Origin of the sequence: Pseudomonas sp. 22526 (genome assembly GCF_052044735.1) — a bacterium.
In the GTDB taxonomy this organism is placed as follows: domain Bacteria; phylum Pseudomonadota; class Gammaproteobacteria; order Pseudomonadales; family Pseudomonadaceae; genus Aquipseudomonas; species Aquipseudomonas piscium.
Window position 1 is genome coordinate 1 of sequence record NZ_JBQENK010000027.1, and the last position, 26,889, is coordinate 26,889.

Here is a 26,889-nt window from a genome sequence, read left to right on the forward strand (position 1 = left end):
GCAGCCGATCGCAGCCTGCGGCAGCGGCTACAAGAAGCGCGTAAAACGCGCTTGGCTGTGGCTCTTGCTGTGGCTCTTGCTCTTGATCCACCCGCCCCTTTCCCAGAGGCCGAACGCAGGCGTTGCGTAGGGGGTAGCGCGGCAGGGATGCCGCGCTAGCCGCCCCAGGCCATGGATGGCCTGTGGCGGCGGGCCCCCGGAGCAATGCCGGAGTGAGGGCATGCCGAGCCTTAGCGAGGCACCGAATGGAGGGGCAAGACTTTTTGGTTACTTTTGGGGCGTTTGCCAAAAGTGACCCGCCGTAAGGGCGGAACCATAAGCCGCCGTTACCGCAGCAACGGATATGTACCCCGTCAGACACCCGGCGCGTAAGCGCAACAAACGAACTCATTGAACCGGCACCGCTTTGATCCTCGCCCTCGGCACCTGCCCCGACGCGGGCGACGCCACCGGCACAACCCCCGGCACCCCCTGCTCCGCCGAAGGCAGTTGCGGCGCCTGCATGTCCGGCATGGCCCAGCTGCGGTCCGGCTGCAGGCCGCCCTGGGCGCGGCGCATGAAGTCGTAGCGGTTGAGGGTGATGCTGCGCCCCGCGGCGCTGTCGCGAATGATGTAGGGCCGCAGGAACACCATCAGGTTGGTCTTGTTGGTCGAGCGGCCTTCGTTGCGAAACAGCGCGCCAATCCCGGGAAGGGTCGACAGCCACGGCACCGCGCTGTTGCTCTGGCTGTAGCCGTCCTGCAGCAGGCCGCCGAGGACCATGATCTGGCCGTCGTCGAGCAGGATGCTGGTGTCGATCGCGCGCTTGTTGGTCACGGTACCAGCCTCCACCGAGGCACGCTGGTCGACGCTGCTGACTTCCTGGTAGATGTCGAGCTTGACCGTGCCGCCCTCGGAAATCTGTGGCCGCACATTCAGCTTCAGGCCCACCTCTTCGCGCTGCACGGTCTGGAACGGGTTGTTGCTGTTGCCGCCACCGCCGGTGACGTAGCTGCCGGTGACGAAGGGAATGGTCTGGCCGACGAAGATGCTCGCCGCTTCGTTGTCCAGGGTCAGCAGGTTCGGGGTCGACAGCACGTTGCTCCCGCCCTTGCTCCTCAGGGCCCGGGCCAGCACCTTGAGGTCGAGGATCTTGCCGATCCCGGGGATGTCCACGGTGCCGTTGACCAGGCCGACGTTGAGGCCCTGGGGCAGCACGTCGATGCTGGTCTTGCCGTTGAGGTTGAGGCCACTGCCGCCGAGGTTGGCGCCGCCGATGACGCCGCTGCCCCCCAGGTTGCCGGTCTGCCACTGCACGCCGAACTCGGCGGCGTCGTCTTCGTTGACCTCGACGATCAGGCTTTCGATCACCACCTGGGCGCGGCGCTGGTCGAGCATGTCGATGACTTCCCGCAGGTTGCGGTACAGCGGTTCCGGCGCGGAGATCAGCAAGGTGTTGGTGGTGGCATCGGCCTGGATGGTCACGCCGCCGGCACTGAAGGCGGGGTTCTGGTCGGACGCCTGGGTGCCGCCCTGGCTGCTGCTGGAACTGCCGCCCTGGGCATAGCCGCTGCCGGAGCTACTGCTGCCGCTGAGGCTGGAGCTGCCACTGCTGGAGCTGCTGCTGCCGCTCTGGCCGCTGCTGGAACTGCCGCCCTGGCTCATGCCGCCCATGCTGCCGAGCATGGCCCGCGCGTTGTCGCCGGTGCCGCTGTCGCTCTCGCCGGTGAGCAGGCCGCGCAGGGCCTGGGCCAGCTTGCCGGCCTGGGCGTTGCGCAGGTACACCACGTGCAGGTTGCTCGGGTTGCTCTGGGCGTTGTCCAGCTTGTAGATCAGGTTGCGCGCCAGCTCGGTGCGCTCGGGGCTGCCGGTGCGGATGATGATCGAGTTGGAACGCGGATCGCCGACCACGCTGACTTTCTGGGTCGGGTCGGCGCCCTGGGTTTCCAGCAGCTCGGAGACCATGCCGGCGATGTCCACGGCGATGCCGTTCTGCACCGGCACCACGTCGGTGTCCAGGGCGCTGGGGATGTCGATGCCTTCGATGATCTGCGCCACCCGGGTGAGGTTCTCGGCGTAGTCGGTGATGACGATGCTGTTGTTGCCCGGGTAGGCGTTGATCGGGTTGTTCGGCGACACGATCGGGCGCAGCACCGGGATCAGGTTCACCGCGTTTTCGTACTGCAGGCGGAAGGTGCGGGTCAGCATGCCGTTGGCCGACGGCTTGCCGGCGTTGTAGATCGGCCCGCCGAGCAGCTTGGCGTCGGCTTCCGGCACCACCTGGGCCACGCCGCCGACGTCGACCACGCTGAAGCCCTGCATGCGCAGGGCCGCCAGCAGCATGTCGTAGGCCTGGTGGGCCGGCACTTCACCCTCGCTGACCAGGGTCAGGTTGCCCTTGACCCGCGGGTCTACCAGGAACTGCTGGCCGGTGGAACGCGCCAGCGCCCGGACCACGGCCTGGATATCGACATCGACGAAATTCAGGCGCACCGGCTGGTCGCCCAAGGGATTGCGCACCACCGTGCTGCTGGCGGCGGGAGCACCGGGGGCGCGTCCCGCACGGCTGATCGGATGCTGGTACCTGGGACGCTGGGTCTGTTGTGCCTGGGCCCGCTCCCGCTCGGCCACCACGTCGCCGCCGCTGCGATTGGTCTCGCCCAGGGGCCGCCCCAGTTCGCTGTCCACCAGCAACGGCGGCTGCGGTTCCTTGTTGTTACTGCACGCCGCCAGCGCCAGGGCCAGCGGCCCCAGCAGGAGCAAGGGCAGCGCCTTGCGCGACTGGCGAGCATAGAAAGAGCCTGACCACTTCATGAAGCTTCCTTAGCGCCCAGCGCCTGATCCATGCGAACGGTTCCGGACAGTTTGCCGGCCGTGCCATCGATGTCGGCCGGCCCCGCGCGCTGCAGGCGGGCCTCCATCACTTCCAGGGAAAACTGCCGGGGATTGCCCAGCAGCCAGCCGACCACGGCATCCGCCGGGGCCTCTTGAAAACTCAAGTGCCAGGCCTGGGATTCGCCCTCGCCCGCCACCTGCAACTGGTACAGCCCCTGCAGGCCGGCGGCGTCCAGGGTCTGGCGCAGGGACTGCTCCAGGCTCTGCCCCGGCTCACCGCCACGGGGCCCGCCGGCCTGGTGCAGCACCAGCTCCAGGGCTTCGGACTGGGAGCGCAGCTTGGGGATCTCGGCCTGCCAGTAATCGATCTTTTTCAACGCTGGCTCGATCAGCACCAGCCACACCAGCAGGCCGCCCAGCACCGCCGCCGCGCCGGTCAGCAGGCGTTTCTCGCGCAGGGCCAGACCGTTCCAGTACAGCCGCGCCTGGGTAGCCTGACGCTGCCAGCGCTGCCGGTAGTGGTTGAGGGTCAGCTTATTCATCCTCGTCTTCCTCGCTGTCTTCGGCTTCCATCGGCACCGCGCCGGACGCCATGCCACTGGCTGCGCGCAGGGTCCAGCCCTGGTCGCCGGGGCTGGCTTCGAGCCCGGCCTGGGTCAGCAGGCCCTGCCAGCCGCTGTCGGCTGCGGGGACGCGGGTGTCGCTGAGCAGGCTCAGCTGCAATTCGCCGTTCTGGTAGTTCAGTTGCTCCACTCCGCCGATCACGAAAGGCATGGCGTTGCTGGCCTGCTGCACCAGGCTGTTGAAGCTTTGCGGAGCATCGCCGCTGGCCCCGCTCTGCCGCGCCGCCAGTTGCTGACGCGCCTGTTGCAGGGGGTTGAGGATTACCGGCAATTCCGGGAACACCTGTTGCACCCGCTGGCTCATCTGCGCCTTGAGCTGCTGGCCCTGGGCCGCCTGACGCGCGGCGTAGAGGTTCAGACCCAGGGTCCAGACCACCAGCGCCGCCGCACACAGCGCCGCGGCACGGCCCCAGCCCTGTTGGCGAGCAGTGTTGTTCTGCACGCCGCCGTGCAGGCCCCAGTCGGGTGATGGGCCGGTCCAGCGGCAGCTGTCCGGCAGTTGCTCCAGCGCCCCTTGCGGGGCCGCCTCGCCCACCCATTGCAGCCCGGCGCCGTTGGCCAGCAGGGCCTGCAAGGCGTCTTCCGGCAGCGGTTGCACACTGCCCTGCTGCGGGCTGTGGCGCAGCAACAGGTGCTGGTCCTGCAGACAGGCGGTCAACTGGCCCGCCGCCGGCACCGGCAAGGCATAGGGCGCCGGGTACAGGCCGCGCAGTTTCAGGCCGGCCTGCTCCAGCACCCGGCCCAACTGCGCCAGCGCTTCGCGCGGCAACCAGCTGATGTGCACCTGACCGTCGCTGTCGCGCGGGCTGTGGGCCACGTACATGCTGTCGCTGTGGCCAAGAATCAGCGCCTGGGCGGCACAGGCCACCGCCGCGCTGACCTTGGCCGGCGCCAGGGCCGGCAGCTCGATGCTCGCCAGCAGGCTGTCCTCGGGGTGCAGGAAACACTCCACGGCCGGCGTCTTGGGCACCTGCCCCAGCTGCCTCAGGCTGGCTTCGCCGGCTTCCTTGACCTGGCCTTCTTTAGCCTGGAGCCGGGCAAAGCTCACCCGGCTCTCGGCCGTCAGTGTGTGCAAGGGCGGCAGGCTGACGCGCAAGCGGCTCATACGCCCACCCGCGACCAGATCACCCGCGGCATGTTGTCTTCGCTGCGGTGCAGCAAGGCCAGCAGCTTGACCCGACGTCGTTCGCCGCGGGCCTGGCCTTGCAGGCGGAACCACTCGCTGGTGATGCCGACCCGCACCGCGTCCGCCGGCACGTTCGGCATGCGCAGGCGGTTGATGAAGTCACCCTGGTTGATGAACCACTGGCCGCTGTCGCGCTCGGCGATCAGCGCCTTGGCCCGTGGCAGCGCCAGCCCCGGCACCGTCGCGGCGAGCACTTCGGCACTGGCGGTGTTGCCGTTGACCCAGGTATTGGCCGGCAGGATGGTGACAAAGGGCTCCAGGCGCGCCAGCAGCTTTTCATCGACGCCATTGACCCCCAGCAGGTCGTCGAGGCTGCGCAGCATCGGCTGCTTGGCCAGCAGCGGTTTGCGTGCGGCCTCCGGCGAAGTGTCGCGGCCGCTCTGGAAGCCAGTATTGGCCGGCGCCACCGTACCTTCCGGGCTCAACAGCCGTGGGTAGGAGGCGATCACCCGCTGGCTGATGCGCTGGCCCAGGGTCGCGTTGACCCCGAGCAGCTCGCACAGGCGCTGGAAACTCTCTATCTGCAAGGGGTCGAGCCGGTCATTGGCCAGCAGGTTGCGCAGGTTGAACTTGCCCTGCTCGTCCTCCAGCCGCCCCTCGAACGGCCCGGCGCCCGGGCCCAGGGCCGCGAGCTGGATCGGCCGCGCCCAGTTCTGGTCGAGGCGGGTCAGCACGTCGCGCTGGCGGTCTTCCCACAGGCGCTGGCGGCTGACTTCCATACCGCCCTGCAGCTGCCAGCTGCCCTGGACCCGCAACTGCTCGCTTTCCAGCCCGCGGGTGAACAGGGTCTGGCGGGTCAGCATGCCGCCGGCGATCACCGCCACCACGGCGGCGATCAACAAGGCGCTGATAATGGCCATGCCACGCTGTTTCGCCGCTGTCGGCGAACGGGCTGTCATGGCGGCGCTTACAACTGCCAGGAGCCGATATCGGCATTCACGCCGTCACCGTCTGGCTGGCCGTCGGCCCCCAGGGAGAACACATCCACTTCGCCGTTGGCCCCCGGGTTCAGGTAATGGTAAGGACGCCCCCAAGGGTCGTTGGGCAGGCGTTCCAGGTAGGAGCGCCAGTTGCTGTTCTTGGCGTCCGCAGGGCGCTCCACCAGCACTTTCAGGCCCTGGTTCATGCTCGGGTAGGTGCCGTGGTCGAGGCGATAGAGCTTGAGGGCCTGCATCAGCCCGCCGATGTCCTGCTTGGCCGCGGTGGCTCGGGCCTGGTCCGGACGGTCGAGCACCTTGGGCACTACCATCGCGGCCAGGATCCCGAGAATGACCACCACCACCATGATCTCGATCAGGGTGAAACCGCCCTGGCCGCGGGGGCGGTGGGGCTTGGGGTTGGACTGGGGGTGTGACGTGAAGCGCACGACATCCATCTCGACGTTCCTTGGCTTGATTTCGATTCGTCGGGCAGTGTTACAAGAAAATATGTCAGTGATATTGACGTTGCTCGGGAGCGTCCGTAGCCAATCGGTCAAATTTGCCGGTTAGGCTGCAAGCCTTCATTTGCGCCACGAGACGTCCATGCCTGGGCCACGCCAGCCATTCCCCAAACCACCCGCCAGGCGGCCAGCCAAACAGCGGGGTTTCACCCTGATCGAGGTGCTGGTGGCGCTGGCGATCATTGCCGTGGCCATGTCGGCGGCAGTGCGCGTGGCCGGGTTGATGACCCAGAGCAACGGTTTGCTGCGGGATAAATCCATCGCCCTGCTGGCGGCCCAGTCGCGCCTGGCGGAATTGCGCCTGGAAGGCCGCCTGCCGCCCGGGACCAAGAACATCGAGTGCGACCAGGGCCGGCTCAAGCTGCGCTGCGAGCAGAACATCGCCCCCAGCCCCGACCCGCGGCTGTCCAGGGTCAGCGTGCTGGTCCTCGACCGCAGCCGCGAGGCCCCGCCCCTGGCGCGCCTGGACACCCTGGTCGCGCGGGTGCCGAAGAACCCCAATCGCTAGGGGTCGTACTGTAGGAGCGAGCTTGCTCGCGATGGGCCCGAGAGCGCCGCGTTCNCATCCATTCAACACGCGTTATCGTTAACGTCCATCGCGAGCAAGCTCGCTCCTACAAGGGAATCTGTTTATTTCGTACAGGGTCGTCATTGACGGGTCAGCACCGGCAGCGCCGGACTCTCCGGCAACTTGCTGACATCCAGCCGCGAGCGCTCGCCGCCGCGTTCGATCACCACCCCGTCACCCTCGATGGCCACCAGTTGCACGCCCTGGGCCAGGCGCTCGCCCACCAGGAAGCTGCGCGGCGGCGCGTCGTTGAGGCTGAGAATCGCCACCGCGCCACGGGGGCTGGCCATCAGCCCGGTGACCTTGATGTCCAGCGCCAGCGGCTGGTTGGAAAACCACTGCTGCGCCGGGCTCTGGGCCTGGGCGGCCAGGGCTTGCGGCGGCGCCTGCGGGGTGCGCGACTCGGCGGGGGTCAGCAGCAGCGACGACCAGGTCGCCACCCCGGCCACGATCGCCAGCAGGGCCAGGGACTGCACCAGCTGCGGCGGGGAAAATCGATGGACGAATGCCATGGCAAGGACCTCCTGTTTGTCCGTCTTCGCAGCCTACCGCGCAATGGTCACGTTTTTATTTCACATTCACCGGGCAGGATGAAAAGCGACGCACAGGAGGCGCGCCCCATGACCCCATCCCGACAACAGGGCTTCACCCTGATCGAGCTGATGGTGGTGCTGGTGATCATCGGGATCGCCAGCGCCGCCATCAGCCTGAGCATCCGCCCCGACCCGCTGCAGGGCCTGCGCAAGGATGCCGAGCGCCTGGCCCAGTTGCTCCAGGTGGCCCAGGCCGAGGCGCGCGTGGATGGCCGCCCCATCAGTTGGCGGGCGGACGCCAAGGGCTTCGCCTTCAGCCGGCCCAGCGACGACGGTCGCGGCCTCGACCAGTTCAAGGACGACCCGCAGCTGCGCCCGCGGCCCTGGGAAAGTTCGTCGATCAAAGTGCGCATCGAGCCCGGCCCGCGGCTGGTGCTCAACGCCGAATGGATAGACGCGCCGCTGCAGGTGCAACTGTCCGACGGCCAAAACAGCCTGACGGTGCAACGCACCGCCACCGGCGTGGTACGGGTGGTGGCGCTGCCATGAGGGCCCGGATCAATAAGCGGCAAGGCGGCTTTACCCTGATCGAGGTGATGGTGGCGATCCTGCTGATGGCCGTGGTCAGTGTGATCGCCTGGCGTGGGCTGGACAGCGTCAGCCGGGCCGACAGCCATTTGCAGGCCAGCAGCGAGCAGACCGAAGAGCTGCTGCGCACCCTGCACCAGCTGGAACGGGACGTGGCACTGCGGGCCAGCGTGGAATTGATGGAGCCAGTGCCGGCCGGGGCCGATGCCGAAGCCCCCGATGTGCCGCCGGCCCTGACCGTGCGCAGCGCCGACAGCGGCACCTTCCGCCTGGATGTGATCCGCACCGCGGCGACGCCCGGCGAAGGCCTGCAACGGGTGCGCTGGTGGCTCAAGGGCGACACCCTGTACCGCGCGGCGGCGCCGGCCCGCGATCGTTACCCGCTGCCCGCGCCGAAAAACGGCGTGGCGGTGCTGGAGCACGTCAGCGACTTGCAGCTGCGGGTCTGGGATAGGGACAAGGGCTGGCGCCAGCTCAGCGGCAACCGCAAGGAGAACCCGCCAGGCCTGGAGATCCGCCTGGTACGGCAGACGCCCCAAGGTGAAGAACGTTATCGGCAGGTGTTGGGGCCGTTGGAATAGACCGGTTGGACACCGCACCTGTAGCCGCTGCCGAGCGCAGCGAGGCTGCGAACGGCCTACGGCCGTAAAACCGGACAACCTGTTCCTTCTGGAAAACCGCATACACAGGTTTTGCGAGGACTTCGTCGGAATGCCGCCCACCTCGATCGCAGCCTCGCTACGCTCGGCAGCGGCTACACAGCAGCCACGCACGGTTATGCGGCGGTTACGGACATTGGTGTCGACAGCAATTCTGTAGGAGCGAGGCTTGCCCGCGATCCAGGCAACGCGGTTGATCTGAACGGACGCTATCGCGAGCAAGCTTCGCTCCTACAGGTTTGGTGCTGGCGCGCCACCTGTAGCCGCTGCCGAGCCTGCGAGGCTGCGAACGGCCTACGGCCGTAAAACCGGACAACCTGTTCTTCCTGGAAAACCGCATGTTCAGGTTTTGCGAGGACTTCGTCCTCGATCGCAGCCTCGCTGCGCTCGGCAGCGGCTACGCAACGGTAACGGGGCATTGGTGTCGACGGCGATTCTGTAGGAGCGAGGCTTGCCCGCGATCCAGGCGACGCGGTTGATCTGAATGGACGCTATCGCGAGCAAGCTTCGCTCCTACGGGTTCTGTGCTTCAGCTCAATAGCACCACGCCCCCTGGCAACTCGGTGCATTTGGCCCCGTAGGCGTCGCGGATCAGCAGGGCCACGCCGGCCAGTTGGTTGAGGTTGAAACGCGCCTGCACCTTGCGCTTGCCCAGTTCGGCGTTGAGCAGCACCAGCATGCCCGGGCGGTAGCGGTTGATCTCGTCGATCACCGTGTTGAGGGTGGCGTTGTCGAACACCAGCACCTGCTCGCGCCAGGCGATCACCGCCGTCGGGTCCACCGCCTTCGGCTCGCCGACCTGGCGGCTGTCGTAGGTCAGCTGGCGACCGCTGTCCAGGCGGATCAGCCGGCCCGCGACCTCGACCTGCAGCGCGCCATCGATGCAGGTCACGCAGACGCTGTGGTTGATATTGCGCACGTTGAAACGCGCCTGCGAAGCGCTGAGCCAGCCATTGCCGGCCTGGACCCGCACCGGCAGCGCGCCCTGGCTCGACACCTCGACCTCGCCTTCGAGCAGTTCGATGCCCTGCCCGCCTTGCGCCAGCTCGCGCCGGCTGATGCGGGTCTGGGTGTTGAGTTCCAGGCTCAGCCCGTCTTCCAGCTCGACCCGGCGCTGCTCGCCGACCTCGGTGCGGTAGTCGGCGCTCAGCCCGGCAAAACCGCCGGGCACCGAAACCCGCACCGCCACCAGCGCCACCGAGGCCGCCAGTGCCCCGCCGAGAAAGGCCCGGCGCCCGAAGCGCCGCGGCTGGGTCTGCTGCTGGCACTGTTCGGCGGCCGGCTTCAGGCTGTGCCACAGCAACTTGGCCTGTTCGAAGGCCGCGGCATGCTGCGGGCTCTGCGCGCACCACTGCTGCAAGGCCCGGGCGTCGGCGGCGGTGGCCCGCCCCGAGGTCAGCAGGAGCAGCCAGTCCTGGGCCTCGTTGCGCAGCCGGTGGTCCGGTGTGGCCCGAGAAGTGGAGATGCTAAAGATGTTCAAGCGTGCGGGTACTCACGGATTAATCGGGGCCTTTAGTGACTAGGACGGTTTTCCGGCGCCGGGACCGAACCGCTGAATCACTTTTCTTTCAAGGCGCGAGGCGCAGTGGCCCAGGGCAGCCTTGATTTCCTTCTCGACCATCCGTGTCGAAATGCCGAAGCGCTGGGAGATTTCCAGGTGCGGCGCCTCCTCCAGGCGCGCGGCAATAAAGATCTTGCGCCGCCGCGCCGGCAGCTCGTAAAGCGCCTTGAGCAGGGACTGGATTTCCTTCTGCCCGCCCACCACCCGCGACGGGTCCAGGGCTTCATCGCTGATCTGCAACAGCTCCTCGACCTCGCTGCCGGTGAGCAGCCGGGCATCGGCCTCGCGGCGGTCGGCGGCGATGTTCAGGGCCATGCGATAGAGGTAGGCATTGGGCTGGGCCAGGTTCGGCGGCTCTTCCATGCGGTCGACCCGCAGGTAGGTTTCGTGCAGCACATCGTTGGCCAGGTCCTCCGAGCCCAGGCGCCGTCGCAGACGCACCTTGAAGTCGTCGTAGGAGGTCAGGAACAACCTGACCATCGCACTGTGCCCGGTATTCTTCATGCCCCGGAGGCTCCTTGGCGTTGTCTGCAATCCATGCGTTTTCCTGCGCTGTCAGGTATCAGAAGCAAGGTCACTGGCTGGCGCAGCGAACTCGGTGCGGGCCGCTCGACCCAGGTCTCGCTCAGGCTCTGTACCAGCGCCTCGTCGCGCCGCAGATCGCCGGTGGTGGTGACCAGGCGGCTGTGCTCGATATGCCCGCCACGGTCGATCCACAGTTGCAGCACCGCGCGATAGCGACCCGGCCGGGTCAGTTCCGAACGGCACAGGCCGGCCTCCACCGCGCGTTGCAGCGCACTGGCGAAACTGTCACTGGCCCAGGCCCCGGCGTTGCCGCCCGCGCCCTTGGGGGCGGGCCCATCGCTGAGCTGGGCGACTTGCAGGGTAAAGGCATCGGAACGGGCATAACGGGCCATCAAACCACTTCCTGTCAGCAAGCGACTCAGGGCATCCCGGGCGCTGTAGCGCCCCTGGACCCGTACCGAGCGGCGCCCGCGGGTCAGCTCGCGGTCCACCAGCACCGCCATCCCGGTCGAGCGACTGAACAGTTCCAGCGCTTCGGCCAGGTCTTGCGCGGCGATGTTCAGGTCCAGCAGCCGGTGCGAATCCACCATCGGCGGCTCCTGCGGTGCCGCCCGCGCCATACCCGCCGCCAGCACCAGCAGCAGCGCAAGACCGCAGCGCGCGAACCCCGCGTGAAAGAAAGACCGATACCCGACCTTTGCTCGGCGTCGCTGCACGGCTGGCTTGTCCCTGAAAACCGTCATCCTGAGGCCAGTTTATGAATCTGGTGTTACGGCACCCGCAAAAAAACCATCACCTTTTCGCCACGCGCCTTGCTCTACACTCAAGGACCGCAACGGCCCCTCCCGGGCCCGCCAGGAGGCCCCCGATGAAACAGCTTTGCACCCTTGTCGCCAGCCTGATGCTCGGCGCCCTGCCGCTGGCCGGCCACGCCGCCACGCCGGTCGAGGCGCCCGCCGCTGCTTCTGGCAAAGCGCCCACAGAAGGTTGTGTCGATGTCAGCGTGGGTGGCTACAAGGCCCCGGACTACGGTTGCCTGAGCAAGCAGATGGGCAACAACCCCGACGGCGCCAAGGCAGAGCAGAAGAACCAGGAAGCCATGCAGGTGCCGATCCACAAGCGCCCGCCAAACCAGATGGGCCTGTCCACCCCGGCGGCCACCAGCACGCGGATGGGCAATACCTTTGGCAGTTCGGTGAAGCCGCAGCGGCCTTGAGGTTTGGCGTTGGCCGTTCGGGCCCTATCGCGGGCAAGCCTCGCTCCTACGGGGATCGCGCACTTCTGTAGGAGCGAGGCTTGCTCGCGATAGACGGCAAAGCCGTCTAGGCCGCCCACTGCCGGGCCACGGCATCCAGCTCACCCCTTGCCCGTTCCAGGGCTTGCTCGCGGGCTTCGGGGTTGGCGAATTGCAGCGGCTGGGCATCGACGAACACGGGGCTCTGCACACCGATAAAGGCAAAGGCTGCTTTCAGCGCCGGGGTCAGCGCGTCCATCCAGGCCATGGGATTGCCCGGGCGCAGGTCAGCGCCACGGCTGGTGAGGAACAGCACCTTCTGCCGGGTCAGCTGGCCAACGATGCCGTCCGGGGTATTGAGGTAGGTCAGCTCGGTGCGGGTGATGCTGTCGATGAAGGCCTTGAAGGTCGAAGGCATCGACCAGTTGTACATCGGCATGGCGAACAGGCAGGCATCGGCTTCCATCACCCGCTGGCACAGGGCATCCGAGGCCGCCAGGGTCTGGCGCATCTGTGGCGTGCGGGCATCGGGAGCGGTGTAGGTGGCGATGGCGAAGGCCTCGCTGACATGGGGCGGCGTATCCACCGCCAGGTCCAGGTAGTCGATCTTAAGGTCGACGCCCTGGCCTTGCAGCCGCTCGATAAAGTAGCGGCCCAGGGCCCGGGAGTTGGAACGTTCGCCTTTGGAGCTGGCATCGACGTGCAGCAGTTTCATTGGGCATTACCTTGTTGGGATTGAAAGAGATCCGGGTTAAATGCTGGGCTGTTGGCGGAACGCCACGGCAAGGCGGTTCCAGCAGTTGATGGCGGCCACCGCGACGGTCAGGTCGACCAGCTCGCGCTCGCTGAACTCGCCGCGCACCGCCTGGAACAACTCATCCGGCACCGCGGCGTCGGACAACAGGGTCACCGACTCGCTCCAGGCCAGGGCCAAGCGTTCCCGCGGGCTGAACAGCGCCGAATCGTGCCAGACGCTCAGGACGTTCAGGCGCCGTTCGCTCTCCCCGCTCTGGCGCGCCTGCACCGCGTGCATATCGGCGCAGAACGCGCAGTGGTTGAGTTGCGAGACGCGGATCTTGACCAGCTCCAGCAGGGGCTTGTCGATGGACAGGCCGAAGGTTTGGGCCTCGAGCATCAACAGGCCCTTGAGGGCTTCCGGCGAGGCGCTGTAGTAGTCCAGGCGGGGTTCCATCGTGGTCACCGTGGGCGTTGCATTCATCTTCCCCCTAGCCTAAGGGCCGCGCCGGCCTGCCCCTATAGCCAATCCGGGGGTTTATCGGCAGTCCACCGGGCGGTGTCGGGCTCAAGGCCGCCGAAGCCCTTCGGGCTTATCGCAGCCTGCGGCAGCGGCTACACCGCCCAGCCCGAAGACAGCGTCGTACCTTGTAGCCGCTGCCGAAGGCTGCGATCGCGTACGCAGTACGCGCCAGGATGCCAGGCCAATCCCGATACCAGGCCGCTACACCAAACCCGGCCAGGCGGGTAATCTGGCGGGCACTGATCGTTTTGGAATCTCATCGATGGAACTGCATGTCGTCATCAACGGGCGCAAGGACCTGGCCGACCAGCTGTATCGGCAACTGCGCGACGCCATCGAGTGCGGGCGACTGGCGGCGGGCGCCCAGTTGCCGCCGAGCCGCCTGCTGGCCGAGCAACTGGGAATCTCGCGCAAGACGGTGTCGGACACCTACAGCCTGCTGACCTACGAGAACTTCCTGATCGGCAGGATCGGTCGCGGCACCTTCGTCAATGCCCGCCCGGTGAAGGCCGAACCCAAGCAGAGCGCCGCCGACCTGGCCTGCGCGCAGAGCCTGGAAAGATGGCAGGAGTTGCCCACGCCCCTGCGCCATCCGACCCTGGAAGGCACCTCGCGCTACGAGTTCATCGGCGGCGCCACCAGCCGCAATCAGTTTCCCCAGGAAGAGTGGCGGCGCTGCACCCAGGACGCCCTGCGGCGGATCGCCCAGAGCGGCGGTTTCTACAGCCAGCCGGAAGGCCTTCCGGCGCTGCGCAGCGCGATTGCCGGGCATGTGTCGTTCTCCCGCGGCGTGGTCTGCAGCGATGCCGACATTGTGGTGTGCAACGGCGCGCAACAGGCCCTGGACCTGATCGCCCGGGTGGTGCTGGAACCCGGCAGCCTGGTGGCCATGGAAGACCCCGGCTACACCCCGGCGCGCCTGCTGTTCAGCGCCCAGGGCGCGACGGTGATCGGCGTGCCGGTGGATGACCAAGGCATCCAGGTCGAGCGGATTCCCGACGGCGTGCGGCTGATCTATGTCACCCCGTCCCATCAGTTCCCCCTGGGCATGCCCATGAGCCAGGCCCGCCGCGAGGCCCTGCTGGAGCGGGCGCGGGAGCTGGGGGCGATCGTCATCGAGGACGATTACGACAGCGAGTTCCGCTACGAGGGGCGGCCCACCAACTCCCTGCAAAGCCTGGATAAACGTGGCGTGGTGGCCTATGTCGGGACCTTCTCGAAGACCATGCTGCCGCAACTGCGCCTGGGCTACGCGGTGCTGCCGCCGGCGATTCTCGGCGCGGTGATCAAGGCCAAGCGCCTCACCGACTGCCACACCTCGACCCTGCCGCAATGGGCGCTGGCCAAGTTCATCGCCGAGGGTTACCTGCTCAAGCACATCCGCCGCTGCCACACGGTGTACACCGGGCGCCGCGAGCGTATCCTGCAGCGCCTGAACGGCGACCTCTCGCCCTGGCTGCAGGCGGTGCCGTCCACCGCCGGCTTCCACATGGCGGCGCTGTGCAAGGTGCCGGTGAACATCCCGCTGTTGCTGGAGCTGGCGAAGAAGGTCGAGGTCGGGCTCTACCCGCTGCACAGCTTCTTTTATCAGGAGCCGGTCAGGGACGGACTGTTCATCGGCTTTGGCGCCATCGAGACCCTGGACATCAACCCGGCCCTGGACAAGGTGCGTGACATCCTGCAACAAATCGCCTGATTGGCCCCGGTTTTTTCTCGGGATTGGTTATTGGACTTGTCACCTTGGCGCCCTACCCTGAGCGTCCACCCAGCTGTTCGCGCCGCACCGCGCTCCGTCACCGCTCGGCGCAACGGCTACAGCATTTCCGGAGGCTTGGACATGTCCAGTACCGCGACCAACAGCGTCCAGATTCGCGCCGCCCAGGGCCGCTCGGACGAGCTTGGCGAGCACCTGAACCATCTTCTGACCGCCCTGCGCGAGGCGCCTGGCTGCCTGGGTTATGAACTGCGCCGCGACAGTACGGACACGCACCGCTGGAGCGTGCGCGGCCAATGGCGCTCGGCGGCCGAGATGCAGGCGCATTTTCATCTGCCGGCGGCCCAGGGCTTCATCGACCTGCTGGCCAGCCGCCTGGCCTGCGCCCTCGACTTCGAACACTGAGGCATTGGTCTGCGGTTCTTTGCCGGGATTGGTTATAGGCCGGTCGGGCCAGCGGGCTTACCTTGAATCGGCCCCTTTCGAACCGGAGAAACCGACCATGAAGACCCTCGCTGCCCTGACTTCCGCCCTTGCCGGCCTGACCCTGCTCACCTCCCTGGGCGCCGCCGCCCATGACCCGGAGTACGGCCAGGAAAAAACCAGGATCCTGCAGGAACATGCCCTGAACAACCTGCCGGGCAAGACCGCGCTGATGCTCACCGTCGACTACGCGCCGGGCCAGGCCACGGTGCCGCACATGCACAAGGGCGCGGCCCTGGCCTATGTGCTCGAAGGCGAGATCACCTCAAGGGTCAACGACGAACCGGCCATCACCTACAAGGCAGGCGAATCCTGGTACGAACCGGCCGGCTCGCAGCACCCGGTGTCGGCCAACGCCAGCACCAGCAAACCGGCCCGGCTGCTGGTGTTCATGCTCAAGGACGCCAAGGATGAGGTACTGACACCGTTGCAGAAGTAAGCGCCTGGCCCCCCTACGCAGACCACGCGTTTCTTCTGTAGGAGCGAGGCTTGCCCGCGATGACGTCAGTACAGCCAGCACAAAGCCAAGCCGATAAAAAGGCGTCTGGCCGCTGCGCGGATCGCGAGCAAGCTTCGCTCCTACAGAAGCGGCTACAGCATTCCTTGAGGATGAAGTGCTGACGCCGTTGAAGCAGTAAGCGCCTGGCCCCCTACGCAGACCACGCGTTTCTTCTGTAGGAGCGAGGCTTGCCCGCGATGACGTCAGTACCGACAGCACAAAGCCCAGCCGATAAAAAGGCGTCTGGCCGCTGCGCGGATCGCGAGCAAGCTTCGCTCCTACAGAAGCGGCTACAGCATTCCTTGAGGATGAAGTGCTGACGCCGTTGAAGAAGTAAGCGCCTGCCCCCCTACGCAGACCGCGTTTCTTCTGTAGGAGCGAGGCTTGCCCGCGATGACGTCAGTACAGACAGCACAAAGCCAAGCCGATAAAAAGGCGTCTGGCCGCTGCGCGGATCGCGAGCAAGCTTCGCTCCTACAGAAGCAGTTACAACATTCCTTGAGGATGAGGTGCTGACGCCGTTGAAGCAGTAAGCGCCTGGGGCCCCTACGCAGACCACGCGTTTCTTCTGTAGGAGCGAGGCTTGCCCGCGATGACGTCAGTACAGCCAGCACAAAGCCCAGCCGATAAAAAGGCGTCTGGCCGCTGCGCGGATCGCGAGCAAGCTTCGCTCCTACAGAAGCGGTTACAACATTTCGTGAGGCCATAAAAAAAGCCCCGTATCTCGCGATACGGGGCTTTTTCATTTAGCGCTCGATCAGGCCGTTACAAGGCCCGATTGACCGCTCATGGCCAGGTCCAGCAGTTCGCGGTTGGCCACCGCGTACATGGCGTAGTCGGTGCCGCTGGCGGCACGGATTTCCACCAGCATCGCGCGCCAACGCTCGACCATGCTCTGGTTCTGCTCAAGCCACAGGGCCACGCGGGCTTCCATGTCTTCTGGCGCGTCGGCCATTTGCAGGACCGAGATGGTGATCGCCCGCTGCTGCCAGTCCACGTCGTCGCGGAAGGCTTCGCGTGCCTGGGCCTGCCAGTTATTGGCCACCGGCAGATCGCTGATCTGCTGCAGGTACCACGGCAAGTCCAGGGCGCTGCCCACGGCGAAGTAGGCCTTGGCCACATCGGCGGCGTCGTGACCGGTGACATCCGCGGCCTCGATGATCGGCAACAGGGTGTACAGGTGGGTGGTACCTGCCACCATGCGCGCCAACAGCTCAGGCACGCCGGCTTCGACGTAGGCGGTGTAGCGGGTCTGCCAGCCCTCGCGGGTCGGGCCTTCCAGCAGTTCGTCGAGCTTGAGGCCCAACGCCGCCAGGTGCGGACCGAAGTGCGCGACGTCGCGCGCGGCATCCTGCTCGTTGCGGCGGCTGCGCAGGAACCAGCGGGTGGCGCGACGGCCAAGGCGCATCAGCTCGTCCATCAGCTCCAGCTGCACCTGAGCCGAGACCTGGTGGTCCAGGGCTTCGATCTGGCGGAACCAGTGCGGGAGATGGAAGATGTCACGCACTATCACATAGGCGCCCGCCACGTTGGCCGGGCTCATGCCAGTGGACTCCTTCAGGCGCTGCACGAAGGTGATGCCCATGTGGTTGACCAGGTCGTTGGCGATCTGGGTGCTGACGATCTCGCGCTTCAGGCGGTGACGGCGCATGGCTTCGGCGAACTTGCTGACCAGGGTCGGCGGGAACGCGGTTTCCATGTCGCGGGTCAGGTAGTCGTCATCCGGGACCAGGGAATTGAGCAACTGCTCCTTGAGGTCGATCTTGCTGTAGGAGATCAGCACCGACAGTTCCGGACGGGTCAGCCCGTGGCCGGCGGCGACGCGCTCGTTGAGCTGATCTTCCGACGGCAGGAACTCGATGGCGCGATCCAGCTTGCCACGGCCTTCCAGGTCGCTCATCAGGCGCTTGTACTCGGCAATCCGCGCGAAGGCGCGACGGGCCGCCAGGGACAGGGCCTGGGTCTGCTTGTAGTTGTTGCCCAACACCAGGCCACCGACTTCGTCGGTCATGCTCGCCAGCAACTGGTTGCGCTGCTTGTCGGTCATGTCGCCGGCATGCACCACTTCGTTGAGCAGGATCTTGATGTTCACTTCGTGGTCGGAGCAGTCCACGCCACCGGCGTTGTCGATGAAGTCGGTGTTGGAACCGCCGCCATTGAGGCCGAACTCCACACGACCCAGCTGGGTCATGCCGAGGTTGCCGCCCTCGCCCACCACCTTGCAGCGCAGCTCGTTGCCGTTGACCCGCAGCGCATCGTTGGCCTTGTCGCCGACATCGGCGTGGCTTTCAGTGCTGGCCTTGACGTAGGTACCGATACCGCCGTTCCACAACAGGTCTACCGGCGCCTTGAGCAAGGCGTTGAGCAGCTCGGTCGGGGTCAGCTTGTCGGCCTGGATGTCGAAGCGTTCTTTCATCTGCGGCGAGATGGCGATGCTCTTCGCGCTGCGCGAGAAGATGCCGCCGCCTTCGGACATGATGCTGGTGTCGTAGTCGCTCCAGGCCGAACGCGGCAGGTCGAACATGCGCTGGCGTTCAGCAAAGCTGGTGGCCGGATCCGGATTCGGGTCGATGAAGATGTGCATATGGTTGAAGGCCGCGACCAGTTGCAGCTTGTCGGACATCAGCAAGCCGTTACCGAACACGTCGCCGGCCATGTCGCCGACGCCCACCACTGTGATGCTGTCTTGCTGGACATTGATGCCGCGCTCGCGGAAGTGGCGCTGTACGCCGACCCACGCGCCCTTGGCGGTGATGCCCATCTTCTTGTGGTCGTAGCCGGCGGAACCGCCGGAAGCGAACGCGTCGCCCAGCCAGAAGCCGTAGTCGATGGCGATGCCGTTGGCGATGTCGGAGAAGGTCGCAGTGCCCTTGTCCGCCGCCACCACCAGGTACGGGTCATCGTCGTCGTGACGCACGACGTTGGCCGGCGGCACCAGGGCGCCGTCCTTCAGGTTGTCGGTGATGTCCAGCAGGCCGGAGATGAAGATGCGGTAGCAGGCGATGCCTTCGGCCGCGATCTCGTCCCGGCTGCCGCCCAGCGGCAGGCGACGCGGCAGGAAGCCGCCCTTGGCGCCCACCGGCACGATCACCGAGTTCTTCACTTGCTGGGCTTTTACCAGGCCGAGGACTTCGGTACGGAAGTCTTCTTCACGATCGGACCAGCGCAGGCCGCCGCGAGCGACGTTGCCGAAACGCAGGTGCACGCCTTCGACGCGCGGCGAGTAGACGAAGATCTCGAACTTCGGCACCGGCTTGGGCAGCTCGGGAATCAGGTGCGGGTTGAACTTGAAGCTGAAGTACGACTTGTTATGGCCGTTGGCGTCGGTCTGGTAGAAGTTGGTCCGCAGGGTGGCCTTGATCAGGTCCAGGTAGCGACGCAGGATGCGGTCTTCGTTGAGCACCTGGACGTCGTCCAGGGCGGTGAGGATCGCGTGCTCCAGGCGTTGCTGCTTGTCTTCCAGGTCATCGCCGGTGAGCTTGCGCGCCAGGTAGAAGCGGGTCTTGAACAACCGGGTCAGCTCGCGGGCGATATCGGTGTGGTTGTTCAGGGTGCTGGCGATATAACCCAGGTCGAAGCCCAGGCGGATCTGCTTCAGGTAACGGGCGTAGGCACGCAGCAGCGCGACGTCGCGCCATGGCAGGCCGGCGGTCAGCACCAGGCGGTTGAACGCATCGTTCTCGGCATCGCCACGGACGATGTGGACGAAGGCGTCCTGCAGGGTGTCGTTGAGCTGCTGGATATCCAGGTTCAGGCCTTCGGCCGCGGTGAAGGCGAAGTCGTGAATCCAGAACTCACGGCCGCTGGCGTGACGCAGGCGATACGGGAACTCACCAAGCACGCGCAGGCCGAGGTTTTCCAGGATCGGCAGCACATCGGACAGCGCCAGCGGGGTATCGGCGTGATACAGCTTGCAGTGCAGCAGCGGCTGGCTGGTGGACTGGGTCAGCGGCTGGTAGAAGCTCATCACCAGCGGGTTGGCCTCGGACAGGCTCAACAGGTGCTGCATGTCGACCACCGCCGAATGCGCGGCGAAGCGCTCGCGGTAGCCGGCCGGGAAGCCTTTCGGGAAGTCGGCCAGGACGTTGGTGCCGTGGGCTTCGCCGAAGCTTTCGACGGTCAGTGCGGCATAGTCGTCCTGCCAGCTGCGGCAGGCCTGCACCACTTCTTTTTCCAGCAGCAGCGGGTCGATGTCGATGCGGTTCTTCGGGTCGACCCGCAGGATCAGTTGCACGCGCGCCAGCACGGACTCGGAGAAGAAGGTCCAGAACTCGCAGTCGGTGGCTTTCAGGCGATCCATCAGCACTTGCTGGATCTTCTGCCGCACTTCGGTGGAATAGATGTCGCGCGGCACATAGGCCAGGCAGTAGCAGAAACGACCGTAGGGGTCCTTGCGCAGGAACACGCGGATCTTGTTGCGTTCCTGGATCTGCACGATCGACATCACGGTGTTGAACAGCTCGTCCACCGGGGTCTGGAACAGGTCGTCGCGGGGCAGCACTTCAAGAACCTGGGCCAGTTCCTTGCCCAGGTGCGCCTTGGCCTGGAAGCCGGAGCGCTGTTCGATGATTTCCACCTTGCGGCGGATATAAGGAATCACCCGCACGCTTTCGCCATACACCGACGAGGTGTACAGGCCCATGAAGCGGCATTCCTTGATCACATTGCCGTCGGCATCGATCTGGCGGATCGACACGTAGTCCGGGTAGGCCGGACGGTGCACGCGGCTTGGGTGCGCGGCCTTGGCGAACGACAGCGGCGTCGGTTCGCGCAGGTAGTTCACGGCGTAGTCTTCGATGCGCAGGTCGTCGACGGTGAGGCCGGCGCGCAGCAGCTTGGTCAGGCCGAGGAAGGAGTTCTGGTCGTACTCGATATGGCCGCCGTGCTGGTCTTCGCGCACCACGAACTCTTCGTAGCCGAGGAAGGTGAAGTGGTTGCCCACCAGCCATTCCAGGAAGCTCTTGATCTCGCCCTTTTCATCGGCGTCGATCTCGAACTGGCTGTTGCCGATGCCATCGATCAGTTCCTGGACCTTGGCTTTCATCGGCTCGAAATCGGCGACCGCAACGCGGACTTCGCCAAGCACCTGCTCCAGCTCCTTGCTCAGGACATTGAGCTCGGCGGTGTTGGCGCAGCGGTCGATCTCCAGGTACATCAGCGATTCTTGCAGGATGCCTTCGCCCTGGGTGCCTTTGGGCAGGATTTCCAGCAGCTCGTTCTTGCTCCCGCGACGCACGCTCAGCACGGTGGTCTGCAGGGTGTGGATGCTGTAGCCGCGACGGTTCAGTTCGGTGCGGACCGAGTCCACCAGGAACGGCAGGTCATGGTGCAGCACTTCGACCGCGGTGTGGGTCGACTGCCAGCCATGACGTTCGTAATCGGGGTTGTAGACGCGCACTTGCGATTGCGCGTGGTCGAAGCGCTCAAGCAGGCGCCAGGCAGAAAGGGTGCAGCCCGCCAGGTCGGACAGCCGACGCTGGGTGAGTTCGTCCAGAGAAATGATGCCGAAGAATTGTTCAGCGAACAGCGCCACTTGTGGCAGTGCCTGTTCACTGATGTGCTGCGCCAGTGCCGCTTGCAGTTGGTGCTGGAAGTCGGCCTTGCTGGCTGCGGTGAAGAACGCCATCTGTGGTACTCCGCTTGGGCTTGTTATTGATGAAAGCGTCGCATGCAAATCCCCCTTGCGGGGGTGTCGGTCATCCTGCTCCTGGATCTCGGGCAGAGGTTGCAGGATGACAGGGTGGTGAAGCTGTACGAGACGCTCAGGTCACATTCACCGTTCCCGGATGGGCATCTGCAAAAACGACTGTCCTGGCCCACCAGGCAATGCCTTTACAGGTGCACATCCGTTGCGCAGCTTAACGAGTGCGGCAAGCCCGCTGCTTGCGGTGCTGCGACATATTCGGTCATTGACAGGCAACTGGCGGGCCAGCCCCTGAACAACACTAGCAGCCGCCAGACAAAACGGCGGCCGCAGCGCGGTTTTACGGGACTGTCGTACCAGAAACGGACAGTTGCGGCGACGCCAGCGTGACCTGTTCTCTGACACACAAAGCAGCAGAAATTCCCCCGGGCTGGCAGAATTGCACTTTGTTCGCCCCGCTCCCCCGTCGGAGCCAGACCCAGGACTCGCCCCATGCAAATGACCACCGCCCACCTGATCGCCAATCCGTGCGACGACGAAGAAGACAACATGGCCATGCTCTGCTGCCACAGCAACCAGGGCGAAATGTTCCTGATGACCCGCTACCCGGACGAGGACGAACTGGAGATCACCCTGGACGGCGAACCTTCGACCCTGGACGGGGTGAAAGTCACCTTGGGCCCGACCCGCCTGCTGATCGAAATCGCCGCGACCGACGCCGACGCGCTTAATGGCAGCGACCACCTGGAGATCAAGCACAACACCGCGGCGGCGGACCTGGCGGAAGTCGAGCAAACCCTGCAGAACATCCTCAAGGGCACCGGCACCTATATCAGTGAGCTTTGATCTGCGAGCTTTGATCTGCGAGCGTTGATCTACCAGCGCTGATTCAACCCGCTGTGAGCAACTGACTGGTTTCTTGACAAGAAACCGGCGCCCCGGCATTGTCTGACAACCTGACTTACGAGCCACCTCCTCCATGCTTCAGCTCCAGCGCCCCGACACCCTGGTCGAACGAGTGGTCAACGCCATCCGCAAGGAAATCGACGCCGGTCGCCTGACCGCCGAATCGCGCCTGCCGACCGAGCAGCAACTGACCGAGCAACTGAATGTCAGCCGCTCGGTGGTGCGCGAGGCCGTGGCGCAGCTCAAGGCCGACGGCATCCTGGTCAGCCGCCGCGGGCTGGGCTCGTTCATTTCGCAGAACCCCAGCGGCAGCGTGTTCCGTTTTCCCAGCCAGAAGGGACGCAAGCCCGATCTGGTGCAGATGTTCGAAATGCGCCTGTGGATCGAGACCCAGGCCGCGTCCATCGCCGCCCAGCGCCGTGACGACGCCGACCTGCAACGCATGCGCACCGCCCTGCAGGAAATGCATGACCAGCGCAACGATCTGGCCGCGGCCGCCCTGGCCGACGTGGAGTTCCACCGGGCCATCGCCGACGCCAGCAAGAACCACTACTTCGTCGCCTTCCATGATTTTCTCCGTGGCCAACTGGCCGAAGCGCGGCGCACCGCCTGGGAAAACTCGGCGGCCCATTCGGTCGGCGGTTCCGCCGATGCCGGCCGCGAACACCAGGCGCTGTACGAAGCCATCGCCGCCGGCGACCGGCAGCAGGCCGCCGCCTGCGCCGAAGCGCACCTGCGGGCTGCGGCCAAACGCTTGAAAATCGACCTGCCGAGTATCGATTGAAGCCCTGAATCCACTGCCTGAACTCCACTGTCTGCGGACGCTGCCGTGCGGCGTCCTTTGTTTGGCTAACTTTGTCTGACAACCTGATGATCAGACTCAAACAAGAATAACCAAGGTGACATCTGCATGATCTACGACTACTGCATCATCGGCGGCGGCATCGTTGGCCTCGCCACCGCCATGGCGCTGCTCGAACGCCAGCCCGGCGCCTCGCTGCTGATTCTGGAAAAGGAAAACGTCCTGGCCCAGCACCAGACCGGCCACAACAGCGGGGTGATCCACGCCGGCATCTACTATGCCCCGGGCAGCCTCAAGGCCGACCTGTGCAAGCGCGGCGCCCAGGCGACCAAGGATTTCTGCACCCAGCACCAGATCAAGTTCGAGGTCTGCGGCAAGCTGCTGGTGGCCTCGACACCATTGGAAGTCGAGCGCATGCACGCTTTGTATGAACGCTCGCAGCAGAACGGCTTGAAGGTCGAACAGCTGGACGCAAAGGAACTGCAACGGCGCGAACCGAACATCGTCGGCCTCGGCGGCCTGTTCCTCGATGCCACCGGCATCGTCGACTACAAGCAGGTGTGCGAAGCCATGGCCCGGGTCATCCAGAAGGCCGGCGGCGAAGTGCAGCTGCAGACCACAGTGCGCGCCATCGTCGAAAGCGCCGACCAGGTCACCATCAGCAGCGACGACAAGGTCTGGAACGCCCGCCAGCTGGTGGCCTGCGCCGGCCTGCAATCGGATCGCCTGGCGGCCTTGGCCGGGGTCAAAATCGACCACCAGATCATCCCGTTCCGTGGCGAATACTTCCGCCTGCCGGCGGCGAAGAACAACATCGTCAATCACCTGATCTACCCGATTCCCGACCCGGAGCTGCCGTTTCTCGGCGTGCACCTGACCCGGATGATCGACGGCAGCGTCACGGTCGGGCCCAACGCCGTGCTCGGCCTGGGCCGGGAGAACTATCGCAAGTTCTCCGTCAACTGGCGCGACGTGGCCGAGTACGCAGCCTTCCCCGGCTTCTGGAAAACCCTCTGGAACAACCTCGGTTCCGGCACTACGGAAATGAAAAACTCGCTGTTCAAGCGCGGCTACCTGGAACAGTGCCGCAAATACTGCCCGTCCCTGGAAGTCGACGACCTGCTGCCTTATGAAGCAGGAATTCGCGCCCAGGCAGTGATGCGCGACGGCACCCTGGTGCACGACTTCCTGTTCGCCGAAACCCCGCGCATGGTCCACGTCTGCAACGCCCCCTCGCCGGCCGCGACCTCGGCCATCCCTATCGGCCAGATGATTGCCGAGAGAATCCGCAAAGCCCGTTGATCCCTGCTGCACGGGTGCCTCGCGCCCGCTTGAAAATAACTACAAACAACAAGGAATCCTCAGATGTCAGTACATGAGGCGGCCCCGGCCGCATGCGAAACGCCGCAACAAAAACAAAAGCGCCTGCGCAAGGTGGCGGCGGCGACCATCTTCGGTTCGATGCTGGAGTGGTACGACTTCTATCTGTACGCCACCATGGCGGCCATCGTCTTCTCGAAAATCTTCTTCGACCCCAGCAACCCGAAAGTCGCCTCGCTGCTGGCGTTCTCCACCTTTGCCATAGGCTTTATCGCCCGGCCCTTCGGCGGCATCCTGTTCGGCTACCTGGGCGACAGGTTCGGGCGCAAACAGGTATTGGTGATCACCTTCTGCATGATGGGCGTGTGCACCACCCTGATCGGCCTGATTCCCAGCTATGCCTCGATCGGCATCTGGGCGCCGATCATCCTGGTGCTGGTGCGGATCATCCAGGGCCTGGGCGCCGGCGCCGAGCTGTCCGGGGCGGCGGTGACCTCCTACGAACACGCCAGCGAAGGCAAGCGCGGCAGCCAGGGGGCTTGGCCGGCACTGGGCCTGAACCTGGGCCTGCTGCTGTCGTCGCTGACCGTCTACCTGCTGACCATGAACGGCAACGAGTTCCTGCTCTCCGGCGGCTGGCGCATTCCGTTCGTTTGCAGCATCGCCCTGGTCGGCGTCGGCCTCTGGGTACGACGCAGCATTCCGGAAACCCCGCAGTTCGAGAAGCCGGATAAAGAGCACGACAAAGACAACACCAAGACCCAGGTCTCGCCCCTCAAGCTGCTGTTCCAGAACGACCTCAAGGGCCTGGCCGTGGTGCTGTTCGTGGCCATCGGCTACAACGCCCTGAGCTACATCTTCAAGACCTTCTCCCTGGCCTACCTGACCCAGTACAAAGGCGTCGAGGCCCATGTCACTTCGCTGTCAGTGACCATTGCCAGCCTGGTGGCGATCGTCGCCGTGCCCTGCTTCGGCTGGCTCTGCGACAAGTGGAGCAGCAAGAAGGTGCTGATGCTCGGCGGCCTCTGCTCGGTGCTGTTCGCCTATCCCTTCCTGAGCCTGCTCAATACCGGCGAACCGCTGATGATCTACCTGGCCATCGCCATCGGCACCGGGGTATTGGCGCCGATGATGTTCGCCCCCCAGGGCTCGTTCCTCAGCCGCCAGTTCCCGACCCAGACCCGCTCCTCCGGTTTCGGTACCGGCCGGGAAATCGGCACCGCCATCGCCGGCGGCCTGGCGCCCCTGGGTGGGCTGGCCCTGGTGGCCAACTCGGCCACTCACTCGACCGACGGCGTGGCGCTGATCCTGGCGGTCTCGGCGGTGATGGTGGTGGTCTTCGCCCTGTGCGACCAGGGCCGCAAGCACTCCAGCTTCAAGAACTGAGCCCCCACCACTGACGCGCCGCGATGGCGGCACGTCAGGCACCCGCTGCCATCCCCTTGCATCGGATTTCACCCGCACGCGTTGTAACCATGATCGGCAGAGAACGGCCAGGAGCTGCCGGGGGACCTAGCAATGACGAAAGAGCAACTATGCTGGGTCTGATGCCGGAATTGATCGAGCAGATCGAGCCTTGCGTCCATACGTCGTGGCCAAACAATGGGAATGGAATCGATCCGCTTGTGTTGAATTGGCCGTTGCTGCATCTCAAGACAGGTCTGCCGAAGGAGGTCTGAAGTTGCGAATCGCTTTTCTGGTGAACCGGGACGTGGAGAGCAATCTCACTCTCAATTTCCTGTTGCCCGAGATTCACCAGAGCACAGTGGGAATCTTCCTCTCGGAGAGAGTGGGATCGGGCAGGAAGGTGCCACGCATGCTCGGACAACTGGCATTGATCGAGCAGGATCTCTTCAATGCCTTGACCCCTGGGTCAATCGGAGCGAGCGACCAGGTCAGCAGCGGGCATCGATTCGGTTTTGCAGAACTGCAGCAACGCTTTGGGGTTCCTGTGCGGGTGTTGCCCAGCTTGAGGGATCCTGCGGGCCTGCAAATGCTGCAGGATGCGGGAGCGGATCTGTTCATCTCAATCCGCTTTGGTCAAATCCTGAAGAATGAAGCCTTGGCAATTCCACCACGCGGCGTCCTCAATCTTCACTCTGGCCTCTTGCCTCAATATCGAGGTGTTCTCGCGACCTTCCGGGCGCTGCTGAACGGGGACCCGGAGATCGGTTGTACGCTCCATTGGATCGACAGTCCCGGCATTGATGTGGGTCGCATCATTGAGACTGCGCGTGTGGCAGTCGAAAAGGAGCGCTCCTTGCTGTGGCACATCCTTTCACTTTATCAACCAGGCGCGCGTCTCATCATGGACGCAATCAGGCGCCTGGAGCGCGATGAGCCCATGGCGGGGACGCCTCAAGATCCATCTGCCGGGGCCTACTACTCCTTTCCCGGCGAGGATGAGCTGATGCGGTTCACGACACTGGGGTGGCGGCTCTTCGATCGCGAGGACGTTTGGGATCTTTTCGAATCGTACGGATTTCCGTTGCGGATAAGCGCTCCTTGAGAGCTGAACGGCGGCAAGGCTT

General features: G+C 65.2%; 24 protein-coding genes. 12 read left to right on the forward strand and 12 right to left on the reverse strand.

Features of this window, described 5'->3' with window-relative positions:
• Window positions 1–387: 387 nt before the first annotated feature.
• The 5 genes from gspD to gspG are packed head-to-tail and all read right to left on the reverse strand — an operon-like array spanning window position 388 to window position 5,998.
• Complete coding sequence (gspD, locus tag ACTJKT_RS28585; RefSeq protein WP_440789718.1) at window positions 388–2,793, reverse strand: type II secretion system secretin GspD; 2,406 nt, start codon at window positions 2,791–2,793, stop codon at window positions 388–390.
• The gene (gene gspM, locus ACTJKT_RS28590) at window positions 2,790–3,356 is read right to left on the reverse strand and encodes a type II secretion system protein GspM (RefSeq protein WP_440789720.1); all 567 of its coding nucleotides are present in this window, start codon (window positions 3,354–3,356) and stop codon (window positions 2,790–2,792) included. Before gspM ends, gspD begins: the two co-directional genes overlap by 4 nt.
• Window positions 3,349–4,542 (reverse strand): type II secretion system protein GspL, encoded by a 1,194-nt coding sequence (gene gspL / locus ACTJKT_RS28595; protein WP_440789722.1) that lies wholly within the window; start codon window positions 4,540–4,542, stop codon window positions 3,349–3,351. Before gspL ends, gspM begins: the two co-directional genes overlap by 8 nt.
• Complete coding sequence (gene gspK / locus ACTJKT_RS28600) at window positions 4,539–5,522, reverse strand: type II secretion system minor pseudopilin GspK (protein ID WP_440789724.1); 984 nt, start codon at window positions 5,520–5,522, stop codon at window positions 4,539–4,541. The genes gspL and gspK overlap by 4 nt, the downstream gene beginning before the upstream one ends.
• Before the next feature lie 8 nt (window positions 5,523–5,530).
• On the reverse strand, window positions 5,531–5,998 hold the full coding sequence (gspG, locus tag ACTJKT_RS28605) for a type II secretion system major pseudopilin GspG (RefSeq protein ID WP_440789726.1): 468 nt from the start codon (window positions 5,996–5,998) through the stop codon (window positions 5,531–5,533).
• A gap of 148 nt (window positions 5,999–6,146) precedes the next feature.
• On the opposite strand from gspG, the gene gspI reads away from it, so the two are divergent.
• Window positions 6,147–6,572 (forward strand): type II secretion system minor pseudopilin GspI, encoded by a 426-nt coding sequence (gspI, locus tag ACTJKT_RS28610; RefSeq protein WP_440789728.1) that lies wholly within the window; start codon window positions 6,147–6,149, stop codon window positions 6,570–6,572.
• A 140-nt stretch (window positions 6,573–6,712) separates the two neighbouring features.
• Here gspI and ACTJKT_RS28615 read toward each other — a convergent pair whose 3' ends face one another.
• Complete coding sequence (locus ACTJKT_RS28615) at window positions 6,713–7,144, reverse strand: type II secretion system protein N (protein ID WP_025809148.1); 432 nt, start codon at window positions 7,142–7,144, stop codon at window positions 6,713–6,715.
• 108 nt (window positions 7,145–7,252) lie between these two features.
• Here ACTJKT_RS28615 and gspH point away from each other — a divergent pair, with 108 nt between their 5' ends.
• Both gspH and ACTJKT_RS28625 read left to right on the forward strand, forming a co-directional pair.
• Complete coding sequence (gene gspH / locus ACTJKT_RS28620) at window positions 7,253–7,714, forward strand: type II secretion system minor pseudopilin GspH (RefSeq protein ID WP_097303279.1); 462 nt, start codon at window positions 7,253–7,255, stop codon at window positions 7,712–7,714.
• The gene (locus ACTJKT_RS28625; RefSeq protein WP_440789731.1) at window positions 7,711–8,334 is read left to right on the forward strand and encodes a type II secretion system protein GspJ; all 624 of its coding nucleotides are present in this window, start codon (window positions 7,711–7,713) and stop codon (window positions 8,332–8,334) included. The genes gspH and ACTJKT_RS28625 overlap by 4 nt, the downstream gene beginning before the upstream one ends.
• 607 nt (window positions 8,335–8,941) lie before the next feature.
• Here ACTJKT_RS28625 and ACTJKT_RS28630 read toward each other — a convergent pair.
• The 3 genes from ACTJKT_RS28630 to ACTJKT_RS28640 are packed head-to-tail and all read right to left on the reverse strand — an operon-like array spanning window position 8,942 to window position 11,088.
• Complete coding sequence (locus tag ACTJKT_RS28630; protein ID WP_440789733.1) at window positions 8,942–9,892, reverse strand: FecR family protein; 951 nt, start codon at window positions 9,890–9,892, stop codon at window positions 8,942–8,944.
• Between the two features lie 39 nt (window positions 9,893–9,931).
• On the reverse strand, window positions 9,932–10,477 hold the full coding sequence (locus tag ACTJKT_RS28635; RefSeq protein WP_087091143.1) for an RNA polymerase sigma factor: 546 nt from the start codon (window positions 10,475–10,477) through the stop codon (window positions 9,932–9,934).
• Window positions 10,474–11,088: an STN domain-containing protein gene (locus tag ACTJKT_RS28640; protein WP_097303276.1), complete on the reverse strand. Its 615-nt coding sequence runs from the start codon at window positions 11,086–11,088 to the stop codon at window positions 10,474–10,476. Before ACTJKT_RS28640 ends, ACTJKT_RS28635 begins: the two co-directional genes overlap by 4 nt.
• 278 nt (window positions 11,089–11,366) lie before the next feature.
• Between ACTJKT_RS28640 and ACTJKT_RS28645 the strand changes: the two genes are divergently transcribed.
• Window positions 11,367–11,714, forward strand: a complete 348-nt coding sequence (locus ACTJKT_RS28645) for a hypothetical protein (protein WP_440789736.1) — start codon at window positions 11,367–11,369, stop codon at window positions 11,712–11,714.
• Between the two features lie 106 nt (window positions 11,715–11,820).
• Here the strand turns inward: ACTJKT_RS28645 and ACTJKT_RS28650 are convergent, their stop codons facing one another.
• A complete protein-coding gene (locus tag ACTJKT_RS28650; protein ID WP_440789738.1) occupies window positions 11,821–12,447 on the reverse strand; it encodes an FMN-dependent NADH-azoreductase in 627 nt (208 codons plus the stop codon).
• A 36-nt stretch (window positions 12,448–12,483) separates the two neighbouring features.
• A complete protein-coding gene (locus ACTJKT_RS28655) occupies window positions 12,484–12,924 on the reverse strand; it encodes a carboxymuconolactone decarboxylase family protein (RefSeq protein WP_440789740.1) in 441 nt (146 codons plus the stop codon).
• Window positions 12,925–13,252: 328 nt separating this feature from the next.
• On the opposite strand from ACTJKT_RS28655, the gene pdxR reads away from it, so the two are divergent.
• From pdxR to ACTJKT_RS28670, 3 genes are all read left to right on the forward strand, one after another.
• On the forward strand, window positions 13,253–14,686 hold the full coding sequence (gene pdxR / locus ACTJKT_RS28660; RefSeq protein ID WP_440789742.1) for a MocR-like pyridoxine biosynthesis transcription factor PdxR: 1,434 nt from the start codon (window positions 13,253–13,255) through the stop codon (window positions 14,684–14,686).
• 141 nt (window positions 14,687–14,827) lie between these two features.
• Window positions 14,828–15,109, forward strand: coding sequence for a putative quinol monooxygenase (locus ACTJKT_RS28665; RefSeq protein WP_307950858.1), 282 nt, complete (start codon window positions 14,828–14,830; stop codon window positions 15,107–15,109).
• Window positions 15,110–15,206: 97 nt separating this feature from the next.
• Window positions 15,207–15,626 (forward strand): cupin domain-containing protein, encoded by a 420-nt coding sequence (locus ACTJKT_RS28670; protein WP_440789745.1) that lies wholly within the window; start codon window positions 15,207–15,209, stop codon window positions 15,624–15,626.
• 817 nt (window positions 15,627–16,443) lie between these two features.
• Here ACTJKT_RS28670 and ACTJKT_RS28675 read toward each other — a convergent pair.
• Window positions 16,444–21,312 (reverse strand): NAD-glutamate dehydrogenase, encoded by a 4,869-nt coding sequence (locus ACTJKT_RS28675; RefSeq protein WP_440789747.1) that lies wholly within the window; start codon window positions 21,310–21,312, stop codon window positions 16,444–16,446.
• A 510-nt stretch (window positions 21,313–21,822) separates the two neighbouring features.
• On the opposite strand from ACTJKT_RS28675, the gene ACTJKT_RS28680 reads away from it, so the two are divergent.
• The 5 genes from ACTJKT_RS28680 (at window position 21,823) to ACTJKT_RS28700 (ending at window position 26,867) form a co-directional block, all read left to right on the forward strand.
• Window positions 21,823–22,176, forward strand: coding sequence for a hypothetical protein (locus ACTJKT_RS28680; RefSeq protein ID WP_009048749.1), 354 nt, complete (start codon window positions 21,823–21,825; stop codon window positions 22,174–22,176).
• A 133-nt stretch (window positions 22,177–22,309) separates the two neighbouring features.
• Window positions 22,310–23,020: a FadR/GntR family transcriptional regulator gene (locus ACTJKT_RS28685; RefSeq protein WP_440789749.1), complete on the forward strand. Its 711-nt coding sequence runs from the start codon at window positions 22,310–22,312 to the stop codon at window positions 23,018–23,020.
• 126 nt (window positions 23,021–23,146) lie between these two features.
• Window positions 23,147–24,340, forward strand: a complete 1,194-nt coding sequence (gene lhgO / locus ACTJKT_RS28690; protein WP_440789751.1) for an L-2-hydroxyglutarate oxidase — start codon at window positions 23,147–23,149, stop codon at window positions 24,338–24,340.
• 63 nt (window positions 24,341–24,403) lie between these two features.
• Window positions 24,404–25,744, forward strand: a complete 1,341-nt coding sequence (locus tag ACTJKT_RS28695) for an MFS transporter (RefSeq protein WP_440789753.1) — start codon at window positions 24,404–24,406, stop codon at window positions 25,742–25,744.
• 430 nt (window positions 25,745–26,174) lie between these two features.
• The gene (locus tag ACTJKT_RS28700) at window positions 26,175–26,867 is read left to right on the forward strand and encodes a formyl transferase (protein WP_440789755.1); all 693 of its coding nucleotides are present in this window, start codon (window positions 26,175–26,177) and stop codon (window positions 26,865–26,867) included.
• Window positions 26,868–26,889: the final 22 nt, after the last annotated feature.

What these genes read in the sequence shown, in the direction of transcription:
- ACTJKT_RS28640 (WP_097303276.1), bottom strand. Translation starts at nt 11,088, where the DNA reads ATGGTGGATTCGCACCGGCTGCTGGACCTGAACATCGCCGCGCAAGAC.
- ACTJKT_RS28645 (WP_440789736.1), top strand. Translation starts at nt 11,367, where the DNA reads ATGAAACAGCTTTGCACCCTTGTCGCCAGCCTGATGCTCGGCGCCCTG.
- pdxR (WP_440789742.1), top strand. Translation starts at nt 13,253, where the DNA reads ATGGAACTGCATGTCGTCATCAACGGGCGCAAGGACCTGGCCGACCAG.
- gspM (WP_440789720.1), bottom strand. Translation starts at nt 3,356, where the DNA reads ATGAATAAGCTGACCCTCAACCACTACCGGCAGCGCTGGCAGCGTCAG.
- gspI (WP_440789728.1), top strand. Translation starts at nt 6,147, where the DNA reads ATGCCTGGGCCACGCCAGCCATTCCCCAAACCACCCGCCAGGCGGCCA.
- ACTJKT_RS28655 (WP_440789740.1), bottom strand. Translation starts at nt 12,924, where the DNA reads ATGGAACCCCGCCTGGACTACTACAGCGCCTCGCCGGAAGCCCTCAAG.
- ACTJKT_RS28700 (WP_440789755.1), top strand. Translation starts at nt 26,175, where the DNA reads ATGCTCGGACAACTGGCATTGATCGAGCAGGATCTCTTCAATGCCTTG.
- ACTJKT_RS28695 (WP_440789753.1), top strand. Translation starts at nt 24,404, where the DNA reads ATGTCAGTACATGAGGCGGCCCCGGCCGCATGCGAAACGCCGCAACAA.
- ACTJKT_RS28635 (WP_087091143.1), bottom strand. Translation starts at nt 10,477, where the DNA reads ATGAAGAATACCGGGCACAGTGCGATGGTCAGGTTGTTCCTGACCTCC.
- gspL (WP_440789722.1), bottom strand. Translation starts at nt 4,542, where the DNA reads ATGAGCCGCTTGCGCGTCAGCCTGCCGCCCTTGCACACACTGACGGCC.
- ACTJKT_RS28665 (WP_307950858.1), top strand. Translation starts at nt 14,828, where the DNA reads ATGTCCAGTACCGCGACCAACAGCGTCCAGATTCGCGCCGCCCAGGGC.
- ACTJKT_RS28685 (WP_440789749.1), top strand. Translation starts at nt 22,310, where the DNA reads ATGCTTCAGCTCCAGCGCCCCGACACCCTGGTCGAACGAGTGGTCAAC.
- gspG (WP_440789726.1), bottom strand. Translation starts at nt 5,998, where the DNA reads ATGGATGTCGTGCGCTTCACGTCACACCCCCAGTCCAACCCCAAGCCC.
- ACTJKT_RS28650 (WP_440789738.1), bottom strand. Translation starts at nt 12,447, where the DNA reads ATGAAACTGCTGCACGTCGATGCCAGCTCCAAAGGCGAACGTTCCAAC.
- ACTJKT_RS28670 (WP_440789745.1), top strand. Translation starts at nt 15,207, where the DNA reads ATGAAGACCCTCGCTGCCCTGACTTCCGCCCTTGCCGGCCTGACCCTG.
- ACTJKT_RS28625 (WP_440789731.1), top strand. Translation starts at nt 7,711, where the DNA reads ATGAGGGCCCGGATCAATAAGCGGCAAGGCGGCTTTACCCTGATCGAG.
- gspH (WP_097303279.1), top strand. Translation starts at nt 7,253, where the DNA reads ATGACCCCATCCCGACAACAGGGCTTCACCCTGATCGAGCTGATGGTG.
- ACTJKT_RS28680 (WP_009048749.1), top strand. Translation starts at nt 21,823, where the DNA reads ATGCAAATGACCACCGCCCACCTGATCGCCAATCCGTGCGACGACGAA.
- ACTJKT_RS28675 (WP_440789747.1), bottom strand. Translation starts at nt 21,312, where the DNA reads ATGGCGTTCTTCACCGCAGCCAGCAAGGCCGACTTCCAGCACCAACTG.
- ACTJKT_RS28615 (WP_025809148.1), bottom strand. Translation starts at nt 7,144, where the DNA reads ATGGCATTCGTCCATCGATTTTCCCCGCCGCAGCTGGTGCAGTCCCTG.
- gspK (WP_440789724.1), bottom strand. Translation starts at nt 5,522, where the DNA reads ATGACAGCCCGTTCGCCGACAGCGGCGAAACAGCGTGGCATGGCCATT.
- lhgO (WP_440789751.1), top strand. Translation starts at nt 23,147, where the DNA reads ATGATCTACGACTACTGCATCATCGGCGGCGGCATCGTTGGCCTCGCC.
- gspD (WP_440789718.1), bottom strand. Translation starts at nt 2,793, where the DNA reads ATGAAGTGGTCAGGCTCTTTCTATGCTCGCCAGTCGCGCAAGGCGCTG.